Here is a 19,646-nt window from a genome sequence, read left to right as displayed (position 1 = left end):
CATGGCGGAGTCCAGACTGATCCAGGGCCGTTACCGGTCGCTCGATCTGATCGGGCGCGGCGGCATGGGCGAGGTGTGGCGCGCCCGGGACGAGTCGCTGGGCCGGCAGGTCGCCGTGAAGTGCCTCAAGCCGATCGGCGCCGAGCAGGACGCCCACTTCACCCAGGTGCTCCGCGAGCGGTTCCGGCGCGAGGCGCGCGTGGCCGCGTCCCTCCAGCACCGCGGGGTCACCGTCGTCCACGACTTCGGCGACGACAGCGCCGCCGGCGGCCCGCTCTACCTCGTCATGGAACTCCTCGAGGGCCGCAACCTCAGCCAGCTCCTGGAGGACAACGACGCGCGCCCGCTCCCCGTGGACGTGGTCGTCGACATCGCGGAGCAGATGGCCGCCGCCCTCGGCTACACCCATGACCAGGGCGTCGTCCACCGGGACCTGAAGCCCGCCAACATCATGCGGCTCACCGACGGCACCGTGAAGATCTGCGACTTCGGCATCGCCCGCCTCGCCCACGACATCGGCTTCACCGCCAAGCTCACCGGCGGCAGCATGGCCATGGGAACCCCGCACTACATGTCGCCCGAACAGATCGCGGGCGGCGAGGTCGACCACCGCAGCGACCTCTACTCCTTCGGCTGCGTCCTGTACGAGATCGCCACCGGCGCCCCGCCCTTCGACCTGGGCGACTCCTGGTCGGTGCTGGTCGGCCACCGCGACAACGCCCCCGTACCGCTGCGCGAGCACCGCCCCGAGCTGCCCGGATACTTCGACGAAGTGGTCCTGGACCTGCTCGCCAAGCGCCCGGAGGACCGGCCGGGCGACGCCCGCCACGTGCACCACCGGCTGGTCGAGGCACGGCTGGGACCGGGCGGGTTGCCCGGCGCCCAGGCCCCGCTCCCGCCCTGGGCCCGCGGCATGACCGCCGGCCGCAAGGCCGGGATCGACGCCCGGCCGGCGAGCGGCGAGTGGGCCGTGCTCACCGGAGCCTGGACGGCCGCGCGCCCCGCGGGCCGGCAGCCGGTGCCGCGCCCGCGCGGCGCGTACCCCCCGGTCCACCCCGGCACCACCACCATCATCCGTCCCGCGGCCGAAGAGGACCCGCGGCTCACCGCCGCGTACGGGTTCCCGCGCCCCGCCGGCCCGCGGGGCAACGGCCCCGACGCGCTCGCCGCCGGCCACGCGCGCGCGTACGCCCTCAGCCGCGCCGGCCGGCCCGACGAGGCCCTCGCCGGGTACACGGCCGTGGCCGAGGGGCGCACGCGGGTACTCGGCGCGGACCACGCCGACACCCTCGCGGCGCGCCAGGAGACCGCCTACGAGCTGGGTCGGCTCGGGCGCCACCAGGAGGCGCACGACGTCTACCGCGCGGTGCTCGTCGCCCGCGAGCGGACCATGGGCCCGCTCCACCCCGACACCCTGCGCTGCCGGCACAACCTGGCCTGCGCGCTCGGTGCGCTGGGCCGGTACGCGGACGCTCACGCCACCGCGGCCGGGGTCGCCGCCGACCGGGCCGCCGTCCTGGGCGCCGAGCACGCGGACACCTTGCTGACCCGCTACGAGGCGGCGTACGCGCTCGGTCGCCTGGAGCGCTGGCAGGAGGCCCTGGTCGCCTTCCACGAGGTCGGCGTCGTACGGGAGCGGGTGCTCGGCCCCGACCACCCCGACACCCTGGCCGCCCGCTACGAGGTCGGCATCGCGCTCGGCCGCACCGGCCGCACGCAACAGGCCCTCGACCTGTTCCGGGGCCTGGTCCGCGACCGCACCCGCGCCTACGGGGTCACCGACCCCGAGACGCTGCGCGCCCGGCACGTCCTCGGGGTCAACCTGGGCCGGCTGGAGCGCTGGGCGGAAGCGGTGGCCGAGGCGCGCCAGGTGGGCGCCCTGCGCGCCGAGGTGCTCGGGCCCGAGCACCCGGACACCCTGGTCAGCCGCCGGGAACTGGCCGGAGGGCTGGGCAGGCTGGGCCGCTGGGACGAGGCGCTGCCCATCTACCGGGACCTCTCCGGCATCCGCGAGCGGTCCCTCGGCGACGAACATCCCGACACGGTCCTGGCCCACGCCGACGAGGCCCACTGTCTGGAGCGGCTCGGCCAGGTGTGCTACCAAGAGCCATGACGACCTTCGGGCGGGACGTGTACGACGACGTGATCGTGGGCGGTGGGCACAACGGCCTGGTGGCCGCCGCGTACCTGGCGCGGGCGGGCCGCTCGGTGCTGGTCCTGGAGCGGCTCGGCAACACGGGCGGGGCGGCGATCTCCAGCCGCCCCTTCGTGGGCGTCGACGCCAGGCTCTCGCGCTACTCGTACCTCGTCTCCCTGCTCCCGTCGAAGATCGTGCGCGACCTGGACCTGCGGTTCGAGGTACGCCGCCGCACGATCTCCTCGTACACGCCCACCGAGCGGGGCGGGCGCCCCGGCGGACTGCTCGTCGGCGGCGGAGAACAGCGCACCCGGGAGTCCTTCGCGCGGCTGACCGGCTCGGACCGGGAGTACGAGAGCTGGCGCGCCTTCTACGGCACCACCGGGCGGGTCGCCGAGAAGGTGTTCCCGACCCTGACCGAGCCCCTGCCCACGCGGGCGGAGCTGCGCGCCCGGATCGACGACGAGGCCGCCTGGCGGATGCTCTTCGAGGAGCCCCTCGGGCAGGCCGTGGAGCGGAACTTCGCCGACGACCTGGTCCGCGGGGTGGTCCTGACGGACGGGTTGATCGGCACCTTCGCGGACGCGCACGACCCCTCCCTCGCGCAGAACCGCTGCTTCCTCTACCACGTCATCGGCGGCGGGACCGGTGACTGGGACGTGCCCGTGGGCGGCATGGGCGCGCTGACGGACGCCCTCGCGGCGGCGGCCCGGGCGGCCGGCGCCGAGATCGCGACCGGCCACGAGGTGCTGCGGATCGACACGGACGGGGTCGCCCCGGCCGAGGTGGTGTTCCGCACGGCGACCGGGGAGGGCCGGGTCGTCGGCCGCACGGTCCTGGTGAACGCCTCGCCGCGGGCCCTGGCCGAACTCCTCGGCGAAGCCCCGCCGGAGGGCGCGGCGCCGGCCCCCGAGGGCGCCCAGCTCAAGGTCAACATGCTGCTGCGCCGACTGCCCCGGCTGCGGGACACCTCGGTCGACCCGGGCGAGGCCTTCGGCGGCACCTTCCACATCGCCGAGGGCTATGCCGAGCTGGCCCGGGCCTACGCGGAGGCCGCCTCCGGCGAACTGCCCTCCGTACCGCCCTCGGAGATCTACTGCCACTCCCTGACCGACCCGACGATCCTCGGCCCGGAACTGGTGGAGCAGGGCTACCAGACCCTCACCCTCTTCGGCCTGCACGCTCCGGCCCGGCTGTTCGAGCACGACAACCAGCAGGCCCGCGAGGTCCTGCTGACGGCCACCCTCGCGCAGCTCGATGCGCACCTGGCCGAACCGCTCACCGACTGCCTCGCCTTCGACGCGGACGGACGCCCGTGCATCGAGGCGAAGACCCCGCAGGACCTGGAGCGCGAACTGCGGCTGCCCGGCGGCCACATCTTCCACCGGGACCTGTCCTGGCCCTACGCCGATCCGGGCGGCCGGTGGGGCGTGGAGACCGCGCACCGCAACGTCCTGCTGTGCGGGGCGGGCGCGGTCCGCGGCGGCGGAGTCAGCGGGGTCCCCGGACACAACGCGGCAATGGCGGTACTCGGGCACTAGGCCGGACCAGGCCGGACTAGGCCGGACGGGTGGATCATGGGGGCCCCGCCCGGTCGGCGGGCCGGGTGCGCGGCCCGGTCACGACCCGGAATCGGGGGTGTCCGGGGCCACGGCGCGCGGTGCGGCACGGGGCGACGGAACTTGCCCGGGACGGTGGCGGTTTTGCAGGCTGTCCGTTGCTGGTCCCCTTCGAGGCCAATCGGCCCGGGGACGGCAGTCAGCCGAGGGAAGGAACCGCTCCGTGTCCGCCGAACTCTCCGACGACCTGAAGAAGCTCATCGACGACAGCCCGGTCTTCGCCACCGTGGCCACGATCCAGCCGGACGGCAGCCCGCAGCTGTCGGTCACCTGGCTCACCCGGGACGGCGACGACCTGCTCGTCTCCACGACGGTCGGCCGCCGCAAGGAGAAGAACCTGCGCGCGGACCCGCGGGTCACGGTCATGATCAACCCGGCGGACGCGCCCTACACCTACGCCGAGGTCCGCGGCACCGCCGAACTGACCACCGAGGGCGGGCAGGAGCTGATCAACGAGCTGTCGCGCAAGTACACGGGCCAGGACTACGCGGACTTCAACCCGGCGTCGAAGGACGACGCCGAACGCGTCGTCGTCCGTGTCAGCCCGCGCAAGGTGGTCGGCTCGATCTGACGAAGGCCGGACCGGCCGGCGGGAGGCGGGCTCCCGCCGGCCCGTCGTCATCCGGTGGGTTCGATGACGACGATCGGGATCTCGCGATCCGTCTTGGCCTGGTACTCGTCGTACGCGGGCCAGTGCCCGACCATCACCGGCCAGTACGCGGCGCGTTCCTCGGAGGTGGCGGTGCGGGCCGTGCCCTGCATGGTCTTCGGGCCGACCTGGATGCGGACCGCGGGGTGCTCGGAGAGGTTCCGGTACCACAGCGGGTGCGCGGGGTCGCCGCCCTTGGAGGCGACGACCAGGTAGGCGCCTTCGGCCTCGCCGTAGATGAGCGGGGTCCGCACGGGCTTGCCGGACACCCGGCCCAGGGTGGTGAGCAGCAGGGTCTGGGTGCCGTTCCAGTACTGGCCTTCGGAGCCGCCCGAGCCCACGTACAGCTTGACGTGGTCCAGCTGCCAGGATCCCTCCCTGGGGTCGGTCGGGTGGTCCCAGTCGATGTCGGTCGTCATGTGACTCCGCCTGCCTCTGCGTCGGAACGGTCAGCGAACCTCACCAACGAGCGGCAACGCCCGCAGGCACGGTGTCCATTCCGTGGGCCAGCGCGAATCCCTCGAACAGCGCCATCCCGGCCCGGTGTGCGACCCGGTTCGGGGGCCGGGGGCGGCGAGGAGACGGCCGAGGACCGCGCCGTCACCGTGGTGGGCACCTGCGCAGTGGGGGAGGGGCAGGTGCCCACGGGGGGCGGCCGCGGGCCGCTCGCCGGTTCGGCCGCCGCTCTCCAGCGTAGGACGTTCCGGGCCGGGAGGGGATGGCGAGCTCGGCACCGGGGCCTGATCGGGAACTTCCCGTGGTGGTTGACCGTTCATCCATGTGTGGGTCCGGGCAGGGGCTGATGCCCCCGCCCGGTACGCCCCGGTCGGCCTCCCCCCCGGCCGGTCGGGGCCCACGTCCCCCGACCGGCGCAAGCCGGGCGGTGTCCGGAAGCCCGCGCCGACAGGCCGGGGCGGGGGCCCGCGACCTGCCGGTTCCCGGCCGGCCTGGAACCGGGCCGGGTGCCCGGCGCCGTCCGCTCCGGACGGGATCGGAGGCCGCCGCTCCGGATCGGGGCTACGTTCCGATGGCATGAACCACATATCCGGTGATCGCCGCCCCGGCCCCACCCGTCGTGCCCTGCTCACCGCAGGGGCGGGCGCCGCCCTCGCGGCGGGTTGCACCCGCGGCGGCGCCCCGGGCGCTCCGGCGGCAGCGTCCAGCGGCTCGGCCCCGCCCACCGCAGCCGCGACCACAGCGGCCGCGGGCGGCCTCACCCCGGGCGCGATGACGCTCTTCAAGGACCCGGCGTACAACTTCAACGGACTCCTCGCGCTCGGTGGCTCGGGCGCCGGCGCAGCCGAAGTCGGCGAGGTCCTCACGGCCGTGAACACGATTAACGACGCCGGGCTGACCGCGCAGACGTACGTGCAGACCTTCCGCGCACTCGGCGACCAGCTCCTGGAGGCACCCCCGGGTGCCCCGGCCGACGGCCAGACCAAGCGGTTCCGGGCGCTGCGCGCCGCCCAGTACTACGGGCAGGCGCTGTTCTTCGTCCTCGGCTCGGACGACCCAGCCAGCGAGGAGGCGCTGTACAAGGCGGGGCGCGGGGCCTGGGACACCTTCTGCGGCCTGTGCGAGCCCGCCCCGGTGAAGGCGAACGTGCCCTACGGCGCCACGCCGCTGCCGGTGTGGTTCTTCCGCCCCGACACCTCCGGCACCCCGCGCCCGACGGTGATCCTGACCAACGGCAGCGACGGCCAGAACGTGGACATGTGGACCTACGGGGTCCCCGCCGCGCTCGACCGGGGCTGGAACGCGCTCGTCTACGACGGGCCGGGCCAGGGGCAGCTGCTCTTCGTGGACCAGGTCGTCTTCACGCCCACCTGGGAGAAGGTCGTCACGCCCCTCGTCGACTGGCTGACCGCCCGCTCCGACGTGGACCCGGACAAGATCGCCCTCACGGGTCTGAGCATGGCGGGGGACCTCGCCCCGAGGGCGGCGGCCTTCGAGACCCGGATCGCCGCGCTGGTGGCCATGCCGGGCTGCGTGGAGCCGTGGCTGGGCTTCCCGCCGGAGATCCGGAAGATCCTCACTCCGGACAAGCAGGAGACGAACGACATCTGGAACAAGGAGGTGGTCCCCGAACTGCCTCCGGACGCGGCCGACGTGATGAAGAAGCGCTTCGAGCCGTTCTCCATCCCCGCGATGCTCGAAGCCCGCAGGGGAAAGCTGTTCACCGACTTCTACACCCCCGCCACCCGGATCCAGGCGCTGTCGATCACCGATGTCGTCGGCCGCATCAAGGCCCCCACCCTGGTGCTGGACTACGAGGGCGAGCAGTTCTACCCCGGCCAGCCGCGCCGCATGTACGACGCCCTCACCTCGCCGAAGGACTACCTGAAACTGACGGCGGCCCAGGGCGCCCAGCTGCACTGTTCCCCCATGGCCCCGCAGCTGCACTGCGAGGTCGTCTTCGACTGGCTCCAGAAGACGCTCCTGAACCGCTGACGGCCGGCCCGCACTCCGGGCCGGCCGTGAGTGCGGGCCGGCCGGGACGGCGGAGCCGGCACCCGACGCGCACCATCTCGTCAGAAGCCGAAGGAGTTGTGCGGTTCCGGGTCGGTCCAGAACATCCGGGCCAGCTGCCCGATCGCACCGTCGGTGTGCGCAGTGATGTGGCCCGCATACGCCAGGTGGTGCGCCGACATGCCCCCGAAGTAAAGCGAGCTGAGCGCTGCGAGGGTGATGGTCAGGTCCGCCGCCTCGTCGGTGGGAACGCACGTCGCCACGGGGCCGTCCGCTTTCAGGTGCCACGTTCCGTTGTTCGCCCGGCACATCCGGTCGTCGCCGATCGTGAACCTCAGCTCGCCGGGCGTCGGGTACGAGCGTTGCGTCAGGGCGCGGGGGACGTCGAGGAGGCGCGCCCAGAGGTTTTCGCTCTGGCGGGTGATGCGCATCGCCCGCGGGTTCCTGAGCATCCACCGCAGGGGTTCGTCGCGCGGACGGGCGGCCGCCACGACGGTCTTGGTGAGGTCGAAGTCGATCAGTAGTCCCCACAGGGCACGGTAGGCCACCGGGTTCGTCGCCTCCAGGGCTTCCACCACGAGGCTTCCGGCGTGGTCCGTGGTCCGTGACCACGGCAGTCGGAAGTTGGCGATGCCGTCCACCTCGCCGTGCTGGTCGCGGTGGGTGAGGTAGCGCAGTGGCCCGTTCGTGCCGTCCGCTTCGTCGGACAGCCCGTCCCACTGTCCGGGGAGAGGCCCGAGTTCTCCGACGCGGTGGGCCCGCACCTGCGCGTGCACCCGGGGCCAGGCCTCCTTCGCCCGTGCGGCTTCGACCAGCTCCAGCGATCCGGGATCTGGCTCCGCCGGAAGGAGGGCGGCTTCGTGACGGGCCAGCTCCCACCGGGTGCGGTAGGTCGCGGGCGAGAAGCCGAACCGCCCGTAGATGCCGCCCTCGCTCGCGCTGAGCATCGCGAGCGGCTCGCCCCGCTCCAGGGCCGCGTCGAACATGGCCTGCATCATCTGCCGCAGGTACCCGCGCCGGCGGTGCGTTGCGATCACCCCGGTGGAAGTGACGCCGGCCATGCGTGTCCTTCCGCCACCGGGAACCGTCACCTCGAAGGAGATGGCGCCGGACGCGCCGACGCACCGGCCGTCGACGAACGTCGCGATCGGGTGGAAGGACCCGTCCTCGATGTCGGCCGCGGCGTACTTCTCGAGCTGGTCCGCGCTCGCAGGCGCGTTCTGCGGGGGCCAGGGCTCCGGGCCGCCGTGCCACGCGGCATCCGCGGGTTCCCAGCTCGGCAATCCGTTCGTGAACGGTAGTGCCCGGTAGTACGGCGTCATCTCATCGTGTCGCGGCGGGCGGATCTCGGTCACCATGCCCGACATTGCATCCGTCACCTTCTCGATCTTGCAACGGAATATCCGCTCCGGGCTCGCGCGTCCGTTCGAATGCCTCCCGAGGGCCCGTTCCGCGGCCGGGGCCGTCCCGACCCCGCATGATGGGGGCGTCGCCGCTCGGCGGCCTCGACGACGGTCCTTCGATGTGGAGCAGGGGTGCCATGGCGACCATTGCGGTGACCGGCCACGCGAACCTCACCGGGGCGAGCCTCCCCCTGATCGCAGGGGCGCTGGCCCCGCTGCACGCCCGCTACCCGGCCGCGGAGCTCACCGGAATCTCGTGCCTGGCCGCCGGCGCGGACACGGTCTTCGCGGACGCCGTCCTCGCGCGGGGCGGGCGGCTGGTGGCGGTGCTCCCCTCGGCCGACTACCGCGCACGCGTGCCGGACGGACCGCAGGCCGCCGCATTCGACCGCCTCCTGCGAGCAGCCGCCGAGGTCAAGGTCATGCCGTACCGAAGGGCGGGTGCTGTTGCCTACGCCGCCGCCAACCGACTGCTGCTCGGCCGGGCCGAGCTCCTGGTCGCGGTCTGGGACGGCGCTCCGGGCGGCCGGCAGGGCGGGACGGGCGACGCCGTGGCGACGGCCCGCGCACAGGGGACGCCGGTGGAGGTCGTCTGGCCGGCCGGTGCCGCTCGGCGGCCCCTGATCCGTCCCGATCGACGAGGCGCCCCGCTGCGGCCGTGACCTAGGATCCGGCCATGATCGCCGAACTGCAATGCGTGGTCCTCGACTGTCCCGAGCCGCAGTCGCTCGCCGAGTTCTACCGGTCCCTGCTGGGCGGGAACGTCAACCAGCCGGACCGTCGCTGGGCGCTCGACGAGAGCTGGGCGACGCTCCACACTCCCTCGGGCCCGGTCCTCGCCTTCCAGCAGGCCCTGGACCACGTGCCGCCGCGCTGGCCCGACCCCACCCGCCCCCAGCAGTTCCACCTGGACCTCGGCGTCCCGGACCTGGACCGGGCACAGGAGGAGGTGCTGGCGGCCGGTGGGACGCTGCTCGACGGCTCGGACGGGCGCGGCTGGCGGATCTACGCGGACCCGGCGGGGCATCCCTTCTGCCTCGTACGGGACTGAGCCGCGGCGGCGGTGGGCGAGGTCAGTCCGCCGACCGGGTCCAGCCGATGGCCTCGATGCGGTCGGCGTCGGCGGGGCGGTCCTCCGCGAAGAGCAGGCGGCCCGGTTCCGCCACGCGGACCACGTCCACGTAGGCCCCGCGCCCCACGTAGCGGCCGGTCGCGGTGTGGCGCAAGCGCAGCCGTACCTCGCGCCCGGCCCAGGCGGCCGTGAGGGGGGCTTCGAGACGGTGCCACACGCGGCCCGACCAGCCGCTCACGGCGCCCCGCGGCCACTGCTCGGGTGTGCCACCGGTGGACCGCAGCGTGCTGAAGGGCAGCGCCTCCCAGTGTTCCCCGTCGGCGGAGGCCTCCAGGTGCAGGGCGCCCTCGCCGGGCACGGTGTCCCACCACACGGCGCAGCGCAGCCGGGCGGCGGCCGTGGCCGGGCGGAGCGGCGGCAACGTGAGGGTGCCCGAGGCGCCCGCCCGGACGCCGGAGAACCAGGCCGCGCCGCCGTGCCGGGTGCGGACCGGAACGGCGCGGGCGAAGCGGTTGCCGACCGCGACCCGGGGCGCGCTACCGGCCCGCCAGGTCCGCACGGGGTGGACGGAGTTGCCGAGCAGGACGAGGAACGAGTCGGTGGAGGGGTCCAGGACCAGGGAGGTGCCGGTGAAGCCGGTGTGACCGGCGGAGTGCGGGGTGGCCATGGCGCCCATGTACCAGTGCTGGTAGAGCTCGAAGCCGAGACCGTGGTCGTCGCCGGGGAAGGCCGTGTTGTAGTCGGTGAAGAGCAGCTCGACCGAGGCGGGGCGCAGGATGCGCTTGCCCGCGTAGACCCCGCCGTCGAGGAGGGCGCGGGCGAGGACGGCCAGGTCCCAGGCGGTGCCGAAGACCCCGGCGTGGCCCGCGACGCCGCCGAGCGCGTACGCGTTCTCGTCGTGCACCTCCCCCCACACCAGCCCGCGGTCCAGGCCGGACCAGGGCGGGCGCTGCACCTCGGTGGCGGCGATGACCCGGCGCCAGGAGCGCGGCGGGTTGTACCGCGTGCGGTGCATCCCGAGCGGAGCGGTGACCTCGTCGCGGAGCAGGGCGTCCAGGGCGCGACCGGTGATGCGTTCCAGGAGCAGTTGCAGCGCGATGAGGTTGAGGTCGGAGTACCGGTAGACGGTGCCGGGGGTCTCCTGCGGCCTGACCGACCACAGGAGCCTCAGCCGCCCCTCCCGCGTGGCTTCTTGGTAGAAGGGCGCCCAGGAGCGCAAGCCCGAGGTGTGCGTCAGCAGCTGACGGACCGTGATGATCTCCTTGCCGCCCCCGGTGAACTCCGGCAGGTACCGGCACACCGGCGCCTCCAGTTCCAGGCGCCCGCGCTCCATCTGCTGGACCGCCAGGACGGAGGTGAACAGCTTGGTCAGCGAGGCCAGGTCGAAGACCGTGTCCTCGGTCATCGCGATCCGTTCGGCTGCCGGGAACTCCCTGACCCGGTCGGTCCGTCCGTCGTAGTCCGCGTACCGGACGGCGTACCCCATGGCGCGGTGCAGGGCGATGGTGCGGCCCCGGCCGGCGAGGACCACCGCTCCCGCGTAGTAGGGGTGTTCGGGGGAGGGGCCCAGGAAGCGCCGGGCTTCGTCCGCCACCCCCTCCAGGTGCTTCTCCAGCAACCCGGCCTGGCGGGCGGATCCGTACCGCAGCCGCAGGCCCTGGAGCGCGCGCCGCTCGGCCGGGCCGCCCGCGGCACCCGCGGAGCCGGGGAGCGCGGCGTGCAGGACGAGCACCCCGCCCAGGGCGAGCAGTCGCGCCCCGAGCCGTCGCCGCGTCAACGCGCGGCCCGGTTCGTCCACGCCCGCGTGCCCCTGCCCGGGTGCCCGCTCCGGCTGCCGCCCGCGGTCCTGTTGGTGCGGGACCTCCGATGCGTCCCCGTTCGCGTGCCCCGTACCGGGCGGCTGCTCGCGCTCCGGCTCCGGCTCCGGCTCCGGCCCGCGGCCGTGCCGGGGCCCGACCGCCGGTCCGCCGCTGCCGCCACCTGCGCGGTCCCGCCCGTGCTGCGGCTCGCGCGGCTGTTCACGGCCGGGGCCGTCCGGCCGTGCCGTGCCGATGTCCGCCGCCGCCCCGGCCCCCGTGTCCGCTGCCATGTCCGGCCCTCCTAGTCCACAACCAGAACCCCGCTGCCCGCACCTGCCGTCCGCGCCCGCCGTCCGTACCCGCCGTCCGCACCCGCGTCTGTCGCCGACGGTGTGCCGTCCTGCCGCGTGCCGTGCCGAGCCGCGCCGCGGTCGGGGCCGCGGTTCCGGAGCGCCCGCCGCCCGGGCCGGAGCCCGGAATCCGCCGAGCGCGCCGCAGGCGATCCGCACGGTAGTGGGTATCTGCCCGCCCACCGGGCACCCTCCGCACCGACCGACCCGTAAAGAATCTGACACTGCATCAGAAAATCTCTTCCCTCGACCGCCGGGCTGCGGCATCCTGCCGCCCATGGAGACGGAGCTGAGCAAGAAACTGGGAGTCGAGCACGCCATCTTCGGCTTCACGCCCTTCCCGGCCGTCGCTGCCGCCATCACCCGCGCGGGCGGTTTCGGGGTGCTCGGCGCGGTCCGCTACACGGCCCCCGACGACCTGAAGCGCGACCTCGACTGGATGCAGGCGCACACCGACGGCAAGCCCTACGGCCTCGACGTCGTCATGCCCGCCAAGAAGGCCGTCGACGGCATCGGCGAAGCCGACATCGAGGCGATGATTCCGGCCGCGCACCGCGCCTTCGTCCGTGACACCCTCGCCAAGCACCACGTGCCCGAGCTCAGCGAGGGCGAGGCCTCCGGCTGGCGGATCACCGGCTGGATGGAGCAGGTCGCCCGGAGCCAGCTCGACGTCGCCTTCGACTACCCCATCAAACTCCTGGCGAACGCCCTCGGTTCCCCGCCCGCCGACGTCATCGCGCGCGCCCACGAACACGGTGTCCTCGTCGCCGCCCTCGCCGGCAGCGCCAAGCACGCCCGCCGCCACGCCGAAGCCGGCATCGACATCGTCGTCGCCCAGGGCTACGAGGCCGGCGGCCACACCGGTGACATCGCCACCATGGTCCTGGTACCCGAGATCGTCGATGCCGTCGCCCCCCTCCCGGTCCTCGCCGCCGGCGGCATCGGCAGCGGCGAGCAGATCGCCGCCGGCCTCGCCCTCGGTGCGCAGGGCGCCTGGCTCGGCTCGCTCTGGCTCACCACCACCGAAGCCGACCTCCACTCGCGCGCCCTCACCGAGAAGCTGCTCGCCGCCGGCTCCGGCGACACCGTCCGCTCGCGCGCCCTCACCGGCAAGCCCGCCCGCCAGTTGCGCACCGAATGGACCGACGCCTGGGACGACCCGGCGGGCCCGGGTGCGCTCCCCATGCCGCTCCAGGGCCTGCTCGTCGCCGAAGCCGTCTCCCGGATCCAGAAGTACGAGGTCCGGCCCCTGCTCGGCACCCCCGTCGGTCAGATCGTCGGGCGGATGACCGAGGAACGCAGCGTCCGGGCCGTCTTCGACGACCTCACCAGTGGGTTCGAGAGGGCGATCGACCGCATCAACCGCATCGCCGGCCGAGTCCGAGAGGCGTGACCGACATGACCGCGACGACGTCCACGACCCCCACCGCCGACCAGCAGCCGCCCAACGGCTTCTGGGCCCAGGCCGCCGCCGACCCCGGGCGCGCCGTCCTTGTGACCCCCGAGGGCGAGGAATGGAGCGCCGGCCGGCTGCACGCCGATGTCAACCGCCTCGTCCACGGCCTGCGCGCCGCCGGCCTGGAGGAGGGCGACGTCTTCGCCGTCGTCCTCCCCAACGGCGTCGAGTTCCTCACCGCCTACCTGGCCGCCTCCCAAGCGGGCTTCTACCTCGTCCCCGTCAACCACCACCTCGTCGGCCCCGAGATCGCCTGGATCGTCTCCGACTCCGGAGCCAAGGTCCTCATCGCCCACGAGCGCTTCGCCGACGCCGCGACCGCCGCGGCCGACGAGGCCGCCCTGCCCGCGAGCCACCGCTACGCCGTCGGATCGGTCGCGGGCTTCCGGCCGTACGCGCAGCTCCTCGAAGGGCAGCCCGCGACCACCCCCGAGGGACGCACGCTCGGCTGGGTCATGAACTACACCTCCGGCACCACCGGCCGTCCGCGCGGCATCCGCCGCCCGCTGCCCGGCAAGCTCCCGGAAGAGACGTACCTGGGCGGCTTCCTCGGCATCTTCGGCATCCGGCCCTTCGACGGCAACGTCCACCTGGTCTGTTCGCCGCTCTACCACACCGCCGTCCTCCAATTCGCGGGCGCCGCCCTGCACATCGGGCACCCGCTGGTCCTGATGGACAAGTGGACGCCGCAGGAGATGCTCCGCCTGATCGACGCCCGCGCCTGTACGCACACCCACATGGTGCCGACCCAGTTCCACCGCCTCCTCGCGCTCCCGCAGGAGACGAAGGATGCGTACGACGTCTCCTCGATGCGGCACGCCATACACGGCGCCGCGCCCTGCCCCGACCACGTCAAGCGGGCGATGATCGACTGGTGGGGCGGCTGCGTGGAGGAGTACTACGCGGCCAGCGAGGGCGGGGGCGCCTTCGCGACCGCCGAGGACTGGCTGAAGAAGCCGGGAACCGTCGGCAAGGCCTGGCCGATCAGCGAACTCGCCATCTTCGACGACGACGGCAACCGGCTGCCCCCCGGGGAACTGGGCACCGTCTACCTCAAGATGAACACCGGCGGCTTCAGCTACCACAAGGACGAGGGCAAGACGAGGAAGAACCGGATCGGCGACTTCTTCACGGTCGGCGACCTCGGGCTGATGGACGAGGAGGGCTACCTCTTCCTCCGCGACCGCAAGATCAACATGATCATCTCGGGCGGGGTCAACATCTACCCGGCCGAGATCGAATCGGCCCTGCTCACCCACCCGGCCGTGGCGGACGCCGCCGCCTTCGGCATCCCGCACGCCGACTGGGGCGAGCAGGTCAAGGCGGTGGTCGAACCGGCCGAGGGCTTCGTCGCGGGCGACGCCCTGGCCGCGGAGATCCTGCACCACTGCGAGGGGCAGCTCGCCAGCTACAAGCGCCCCAAGACGGTCGACTTCATAGAGACGATGCCGCGCGACCCGAACGGCAAGCTCTACAAGCGGCGGCTGCGCGATCCGTACTGGGAGGGTCACGAGCGCGCGATGTGAGCAGCTCGTGCTGCGGTCCGGACTCCGGGGGCACGGAGCACGGGCTCCATACGGAGACGGCGACGTGCAGCGCGCTGCTGCGGTCGTACGCGGGATCCTCCCCGAAGCGCACGGCTTCGGCGCCGGCGTCGGCGACGGGGAGGCCCGGCCCGTCCCGGAAGGCCGGCTCCGGTCCCGGCCCGGCGGCGAGCCGCCGCAGCCCCCCTCGAACGCCGGACACGGGACCTCGGCGCGTACGCATCGACCAGGGGCAGGTCGTAGGCGACCGACGTGTCCAGATCGCGGCCGTCCCGCAGGACCACACGGGTGAGCCCCGGCCGGGCGGTTGCAGCACCCCGCGCACCGGCCGTCCCGCGCCCGGCCGCCCGCCCCCCGAGGGGCGGGGGAGACGCGGCGCGGCAACGCCCACGGCACGGCGCGGTGCAGGTCGGTCAGTTCGTCCTCGGTCCAGTTCGACCGCGCGTCCGCCGAGGTCGCGCCCCGTCCTCGGGCTCCCCATCATCCGGCCCGGGCGATCGGAACCCGCCACGCCAGGAGAATCCGCGAGAAAAGCCACGTCAGGGCCCCGGAGGCGCGCCTTGCCACGCACTTGGGGGACGCATCTGGCAAGTTGGAATATATGGGTACGACTAAGCGCAGATCCTTCCTGACCGACTGGACCGTCGTGGTCCCCGTGGTGGCGCTGGTCGCGCTCGTCTTCAGCTGGGGGCGGGACCTGCCCGGTTTCCTGGTGGCGCTCGTCGCCCTCTGCCTGGCCGGCGCGGTCCTCGCCGCGGTGCACCATGCCGAGGTCGTCGCCCACCGGGTCGGCGAACCCTTCGGCTCCCTCGTCCTCGCCGTGGCGGTCACCGTCATCGAAGTGGCGCTCATCGTCACCCTGATGGTCGACGGCGGCGACAAGACCGCCTCGCTCGCCCGGGACACGGTCTTCGCCGCCGTCATGATCACGTGCAACGGGATCGTCGGCCTGTCGCTGCTCGTCGGTGCCCTGCGCAACCGGATCGCCGTCTTCAACCCCGAAGGGTCCGGCGCCGCCCTCGCCACCGTCGCAACGCTCGCCACCCTCAGCCTGGTCCTGCCGACCTTCACCACCAGCAAGCCCGGCCCCGAGTTCTCGGCCGCACAGCTCATCTTCGCCGCCGTCGCCTCGCTCGCCCTGTACGGACTCTTCGTCGCCGTCCAGACGGTCCGCCACCGCAGCTACTTCCTGCCCGTGGACACCGGATCGGGTTCCGGCGATGCCGACGGTCACGCCGAGCCGCCCACCCTCCGCACCGCCCTCATCAGCCTCGGCCTCCTACTGGTCGCGCTGGTCGCGGTCGTCGGCGACGCCAAGGCCGTCTCCCCGACCATCGAGCGGGCCGTCGCGGCCGCCGGCCTGCCGCAGGCGGTCGTCGGTGTGATCATCGCTCTTCTCGTCCTGCTGCCCGAGACCCTCGCCGCCGTTCGCGCCGCCCGCCGCGACCGCGTGCAGACCAGCCTCAACCTCGCCTACGGATCCGCCATCGCCAGCATCGGCCTGACCATCCCGGCCATCGCACTCGCCTCGATCTGGCTCTCCGGCCCGCTCCTGCTCGGCCTCGGCCCGATCCACATGGTGCTGCTCGCGCTGACCGTCGTGGTCAGCGCCCTCACCATCGTCCCCGGGCGCGCCACGCTCCTCCAGGGCGGCGTACACATCGTGCTGTTGGCCGCGTACCTCTTCCTGGCCGTCAGCCCATGAGGGGACCGGGACCGGGACCGGGCCGGGGGGAGGAACGCGGGCCGCGCATCACCGCCGTTCGCTGGCCAGGAGCACCTTCAGCTTCGGCGACGCGAGGACGTCCCGCTCGCAGAAGCGTGCCGTGTCCCAGCGCTCCTCGGAGTACATCCGGGTTCGGTCGGCGCAGTAGGGCGAGGGCGGGTCCGAGGACCGGCTGTACGTCAGCAGGGTGCGGGCCACGGGACAGCGGCCGCCGTCCCAGCCGACCGCCTGGATGCGGCTGGACCCGTGCGTGACTTCCGGGTGGCCGCAGGCCGCCGCGCTCCACGGCGCCTCGATCCAGTTCCGGACGCCGAGCGCCTTTGTACCGTCGCCCACCGGGAGCTCGTGTTCGCCCCGGACCACGAACTGGTGCTCGCCCAGCGGGGCGTCCGGCGCGATCCCGGCCGCCTTCAACTCCGCCACCGCGTCCGCGAGTGCCCGCCCGATGCCGGGCGCCGTCCGGTTGAGGGTACGGGGGGTGCGTACGGGGTCGGCCGCTGCCAGATCACCGGCCGGCACCTGGTTCCCGAACTGCTGCTCTTGCAGGCCGCCCGCGGCGAGTCCCCCACCCGCTACCTCGGCGACATCGCCTGACGCCATGGGGAGTATCGACGGCCGCGTCCCCGAAGGCGCCACCCCACCCGGCGCGGCTACCTCCACGACCGCCTGAACCTCTACACGGCCCCAGCACCCATCTCGCTGCCCCCGCAGCAGCCCTCCGCCGAGACCTCGACCGAGTGAACCTCAATACTGAACCACGGCTGCTCCACCACGACCTCCAGCCCGGACACTTCGTCCCGCACCGCTCGTGTTGGGTGGCACAAGAAGAACCGCCGACCCGGTCTATTCGCCCGGCTGGCTCCAGTACTTCCGCGTCAGTGCAGCCAGCATGGCCGCGTCCCACCCTTTTTCCGGCAAGTGAACATTCGAGGCTTCAGTGAGTGGATTGCGCGCGCCCTCCCCCCGGTCTACTGCTTGCTGTGAATCTATCGGTGCAAAGACCTGATTCGCCGGCGCTTCGACTAAACCGCTTACGGGAACATTGAGCCGGCTCTCCGTGGTGGCCTGGGTTAGCTTGGCTACCCTTTGGGCAATCGAGGATGCGAACTCTTGGGCGTCATGCCGCGCTTTCCCGGACTGGGATATTCGCTGTAGGAGTTCGAATGTAACATCGGGATCCAGATGCCCGAGAGCTTGGATTGCTGTCGTGAACTCTACAGGGGTGTACTTCGCGGTCGACGCCATTTCGGAGAAGGCTTCCAGCATTCTGACGGCGACACCTCGCAGCTCGTCCACGTTGGCCAGCGCTTCCATGGCCTGGACTCGTGCACCGAACTCGGCCTTGCGGTCTGTGGCCAGGTGGTACAGCGCCACCGTGCCGTCAGGGGTGCCCAGTCGGACCAGGGCGCGGGCTGCGGTCAGACGCTCGCCATCATCAAGCGAACGATCTCTGACGCGGCCGTTCAGATGTTGGATCTGCTCGCGATCCTGCGCTTCGTTGAGTAGCCACTGTTGGAGCGCCCGGTGCCGAAACTGGTAGGTGCGTCCTGTCGTGCGCAGCAGCCCTGCGCGATGGGCCCAAGCAAGGAAGTGAGCCAGGCGGAGGGGCACCATGCCCCGATGAACGCCTACAGCAATGGATGCCAAGTACCGCATCCATGCCCGGCCGACAACGTACGGCAGTACCGCCAGGGCCAAAATCCAGGCGACTTCGACCCAGAGCAGCGCACACGAGCCGACAACGCTGATGATCAGCACGCTGACGAGCGCGTCCTGCCGCAGTGGGGCGCTCGGCCTCAGTACCGGCTCCGTGTCAGCCTCGACGATGGGGGTCGGAATGAACTGAATTGCCACCGCGGAGGCCGCCACCAACAGGTAGCCGACCAGGATGAGCGCGTTCATTCCCGGACTGACCAATGCTGCTTGGCCCCAGCTGCGGGACGGGAACAGCAATTTGTGGAGCAACGTAGCGCCAACCAGAATGGCAAGCGCTCCCCATCCGACCCAGGGCAGGATCTGTCGACTTAATGAACCCTTCAGCTGGAACTTCCAACCCTCCCGATCGACTCGATGCATGACATCCCAGAAGGGTTCGCCTGCGTGGTGTTTTCTTGGCCTCAGGCGGATGAGTCGGATCGGCTCGCTGGAATGCCCTATGCCCGCAAGCGCGAGTCCCAGGATCCAGGCCAGGCGGGAGAAATCTTCGGGTGACGTGAGGGGGAGCAGCCCGCTGAAAACCAGAAAAAATACGACCCCGTGAAGCGCCACCACGCGCTTACGCCCGACGACGGACTCAAGCCGATGCAGCATGATGTCTACGGCGGGGCCGCTGCGGTCATTGTTGTTCGGGTGCGCTGCGTGGACGGCGAACGAAGTGAGCCACCGTTTCGTCCGGACGGCATCGTAGCGCGGGTGCGGTGAGGTACCGACGGCGACGGGTATGAGCCTCTCCAGGAGGAGGCGGTCGATGTCTCCCGGAGCAGTGAGAGTCAGCAAGTCTCGTGGGTCTCGCCCTCCGGAATAGACGGTCGTGGCCAAATAGAGCTGCCACGGAGTGCACAGGGCCCCGGCAGGGAGCTGGTGCAGATTGTCGATGACCTCAGCCCACGCGCGTCTTTCACCCTCGGAGCGTGCGGCGAGGGCCTGCTCGAGGTAACAGCGGACCTGCTCGGTGTCGAGTTCTTCGACTTTGGCCACGGCTGCTGAGGCAAGTCCTCCGTGATCGCGGCTTAGCCGCTCGTATGTCGTGGGGCGGCAGGTCACCACGAGTGGCGCAACGCCTCGCGGACCGTGGTAGCGGTTGATCTGATCCAGGCCGCGCGCCGCTCGCATGGAGGAGCCGGCCTCGCCATCCATCTCATCGAGGCCGTCGAGGACGGGCAGAATCAGACGTTGGGCCACCAACGCCTCTGCCAGGCGCGGGCGGACGCTGTACGTGTCGCTGATCTGCCGCACCAGCCAGTGTTCCAGCGGTGTGTCAGGGTCCCACTCGGCGAGGGAGAGCCGAACGGGGACCGGTTGTTCAGGGCGTCGCCGCTCAAGTAGCAACAGCACGAGTTCGAGTGCCAGTACGGTCTTTCCTGCGCCAGCGGCCCCTGTGATGACCAGCCGTCCCTCAGGCAGGGCCGCATAAGCGTTGACCAGTTCGTTCAGCGTTCCTGTCACCGGATCGCCAGGACCTCGAAGGAGAGTCACCCTGACGGTAAACGGAACGTCCGCTGCGGTCGCTGCAGGTCCCAGCAAGCTGCTGCGCGCGGTGCGTTCCACCACCACGACCTTCTGGGAGAGCCGGGTCGCTTGCCTCATCAGCGCCACTGCTGCCGGCTCGGCGTAGTAAGCCACGCTGGCGGCCTGGCCGACAGCAAGCCCACCGTGAGTGGCAGTGATGGCAGTGCGGGAATGGATGTGAGGGGCGTGGGTGT

14 protein-coding genes are annotated in these 19,646 nt (G+C 72.2%); 9 read left to right on the top strand and 5 right to left on the bottom strand.

Annotation, left to right across the window (positions count from 1 at the left end):
- The first annotated feature begins 1 nt into the window (after position 1).
- The 3 genes from ACIQK6_RS03225 to ACIQK6_RS03215 all read left to right on the top strand — a co-directional run bounded on the left by ACIQK6_RS03225 (position 2) and on the right by ACIQK6_RS03215 (position 4,327).
- Complete coding sequence (locus ACIQK6_RS03225) at positions 2-2,113, top strand: tetratricopeptide repeat protein (RefSeq protein ID WP_402694187.1); 2,112 nt, start codon at positions 2-4, stop codon at positions 2,111-2,113.
- Entirely contained in the window at positions 2,110-3,678 is a 1,569-nt protein-coding gene (locus tag ACIQK6_RS03220; RefSeq protein ID WP_329105482.1) for an NAD(P)/FAD-dependent oxidoreductase, read from the top strand. Before ACIQK6_RS03225 ends, ACIQK6_RS03220 begins: the two co-directional genes overlap by 4 nt.
- A 241-nt stretch (positions 3,679-3,919) precedes the next feature.
- Positions 3,920-4,327: a PPOX class F420-dependent oxidoreductase gene (locus ACIQK6_RS03215; protein WP_329105484.1), complete on the top strand. Its 408-nt coding sequence runs from the start codon at positions 3,920-3,922 to the stop codon at positions 4,325-4,327.
- A 47-nt stretch (positions 4,328-4,374) separates the two neighbouring features.
- Here the strand turns inward: ACIQK6_RS03215 and ACIQK6_RS03210 are convergent, their stop codons facing one another.
- Complete coding sequence (locus tag ACIQK6_RS03210) at positions 4,375-4,824, bottom strand: nitroreductase family deazaflavin-dependent oxidoreductase (protein WP_329105487.1); 450 nt, start codon at positions 4,822-4,824, stop codon at positions 4,375-4,377.
- 613 nt (positions 4,825-5,437) lie between these two features.
- Between ACIQK6_RS03210 and ACIQK6_RS03205 the strand changes: the two genes are divergently transcribed.
- Positions 5,438-6,856: an alpha/beta hydrolase gene (locus ACIQK6_RS03205; RefSeq protein ID WP_329105489.1), complete on the top strand. Its 1,419-nt coding sequence runs from the start codon at positions 5,438-5,440 to the stop codon at positions 6,854-6,856.
- Positions 6,857-6,936: 80 nt separating this feature from the next.
- Here ACIQK6_RS03205 and ACIQK6_RS03200 read toward each other — a convergent pair whose 3' ends face one another.
- Positions 6,937-8,253: a GNAT family N-acetyltransferase gene (locus ACIQK6_RS03200; RefSeq protein WP_329105491.1), complete on the bottom strand. Its 1,317-nt coding sequence runs from the start codon at positions 8,251-8,253 to the stop codon at positions 6,937-6,939.
- A 161-nt stretch (positions 8,254-8,414) separates the two neighbouring features.
- Here ACIQK6_RS03200 and ACIQK6_RS03195 point away from each other — a divergent pair, with 161 nt between their 5' ends.
- Together ACIQK6_RS03195 and ACIQK6_RS03190 are read left to right on the top strand one after the other, a co-directional pair.
- On the top strand, positions 8,415-8,939 hold the full coding sequence (locus ACIQK6_RS03195; RefSeq protein WP_402694186.1) for a hypothetical protein: 525 nt from the start codon (positions 8,415-8,417) through the stop codon (positions 8,937-8,939).
- A 14-nt stretch (positions 8,940-8,953) separates the two neighbouring features.
- Positions 8,954-9,328: a VOC family protein gene (locus tag ACIQK6_RS03190; RefSeq protein ID WP_329105495.1), complete on the top strand. Its 375-nt coding sequence runs from the start codon at positions 8,954-8,956 to the stop codon at positions 9,326-9,328.
- A 22-nt stretch (positions 9,329-9,350) separates the two neighbouring features.
- Here ACIQK6_RS03190 and ACIQK6_RS03185 read toward each other — a convergent pair whose 3' ends face one another.
- Positions 9,351-11,438, bottom strand: a complete 2,088-nt coding sequence (locus tag ACIQK6_RS03185) for a serine hydrolase (protein ID WP_402694185.1) — start codon at positions 11,436-11,438, stop codon at positions 9,351-9,353.
- Positions 11,439-11,775: 337 nt separating this feature from the next.
- On the opposite strand from ACIQK6_RS03185, the gene ACIQK6_RS03180 reads away from it, so the two are divergent.
- The 3 genes from ACIQK6_RS03180 to ACIQK6_RS03170 all read left to right on the top strand — a co-directional run bounded on the left by ACIQK6_RS03180 (position 11,776) and on the right by ACIQK6_RS03170 (position 16,203).
- The gene (locus tag ACIQK6_RS03180; RefSeq protein WP_329105499.1) at positions 11,776-12,891 is read left to right on the top strand and encodes a nitronate monooxygenase family protein; all 1,116 of its coding nucleotides are present in this window, start codon (positions 11,776-11,778) and stop codon (positions 12,889-12,891) included.
- Between the two features lie 5 nt (positions 12,892-12,896).
- Complete coding sequence (locus ACIQK6_RS03175; RefSeq protein WP_402694184.1) at positions 12,897-14,480, top strand: acyl-CoA synthetase; 1,584 nt, start codon at positions 12,897-12,899, stop codon at positions 14,478-14,480.
- Between the two features lie 619 nt (positions 14,481-15,099).
- Positions 15,100-16,203 (top strand): ionic transporter y4hA, encoded by a 1,104-nt coding sequence (locus ACIQK6_RS03170; RefSeq protein WP_329105503.1) that lies wholly within the window; start codon positions 15,100-15,102, stop codon positions 16,201-16,203.
- Between the two features lie 48 nt (positions 16,204-16,251).
- On the opposite strand, the gene ACIQK6_RS03165 is transcribed toward ACIQK6_RS03170, so the two are convergent.
- The gene (locus ACIQK6_RS03165; protein WP_402694183.1) at positions 16,252-16,824 is read right to left on the bottom strand and encodes a penicillin acylase family protein; all 573 of its coding nucleotides are present in this window, start codon (positions 16,822-16,824) and stop codon (positions 16,252-16,254) included.
- A gap of 243 nt (positions 16,825-17,067) precedes the next feature.
- The gene (locus tag ACIQK6_RS03160; protein ID WP_402694182.1) at positions 17,068-19,566 is read right to left on the bottom strand and encodes an NACHT domain-containing protein; all 2,499 of its coding nucleotides are present in this window, start codon (positions 19,564-19,566) and stop codon (positions 17,068-17,070) included.
- Positions 19,567-19,646: the final 80 nt, after the last annotated feature.

This window comes from Streptomyces sp. NPDC091682 (assembly GCF_044756625.1).
In the GTDB taxonomy this organism is placed as follows: domain Bacteria; phylum Actinomycetota; class Actinomycetes; order Streptomycetales; family Streptomycetaceae; genus Streptomyces.
This window is presented reverse-complemented; position numbering and strand designations above follow the sequence as displayed.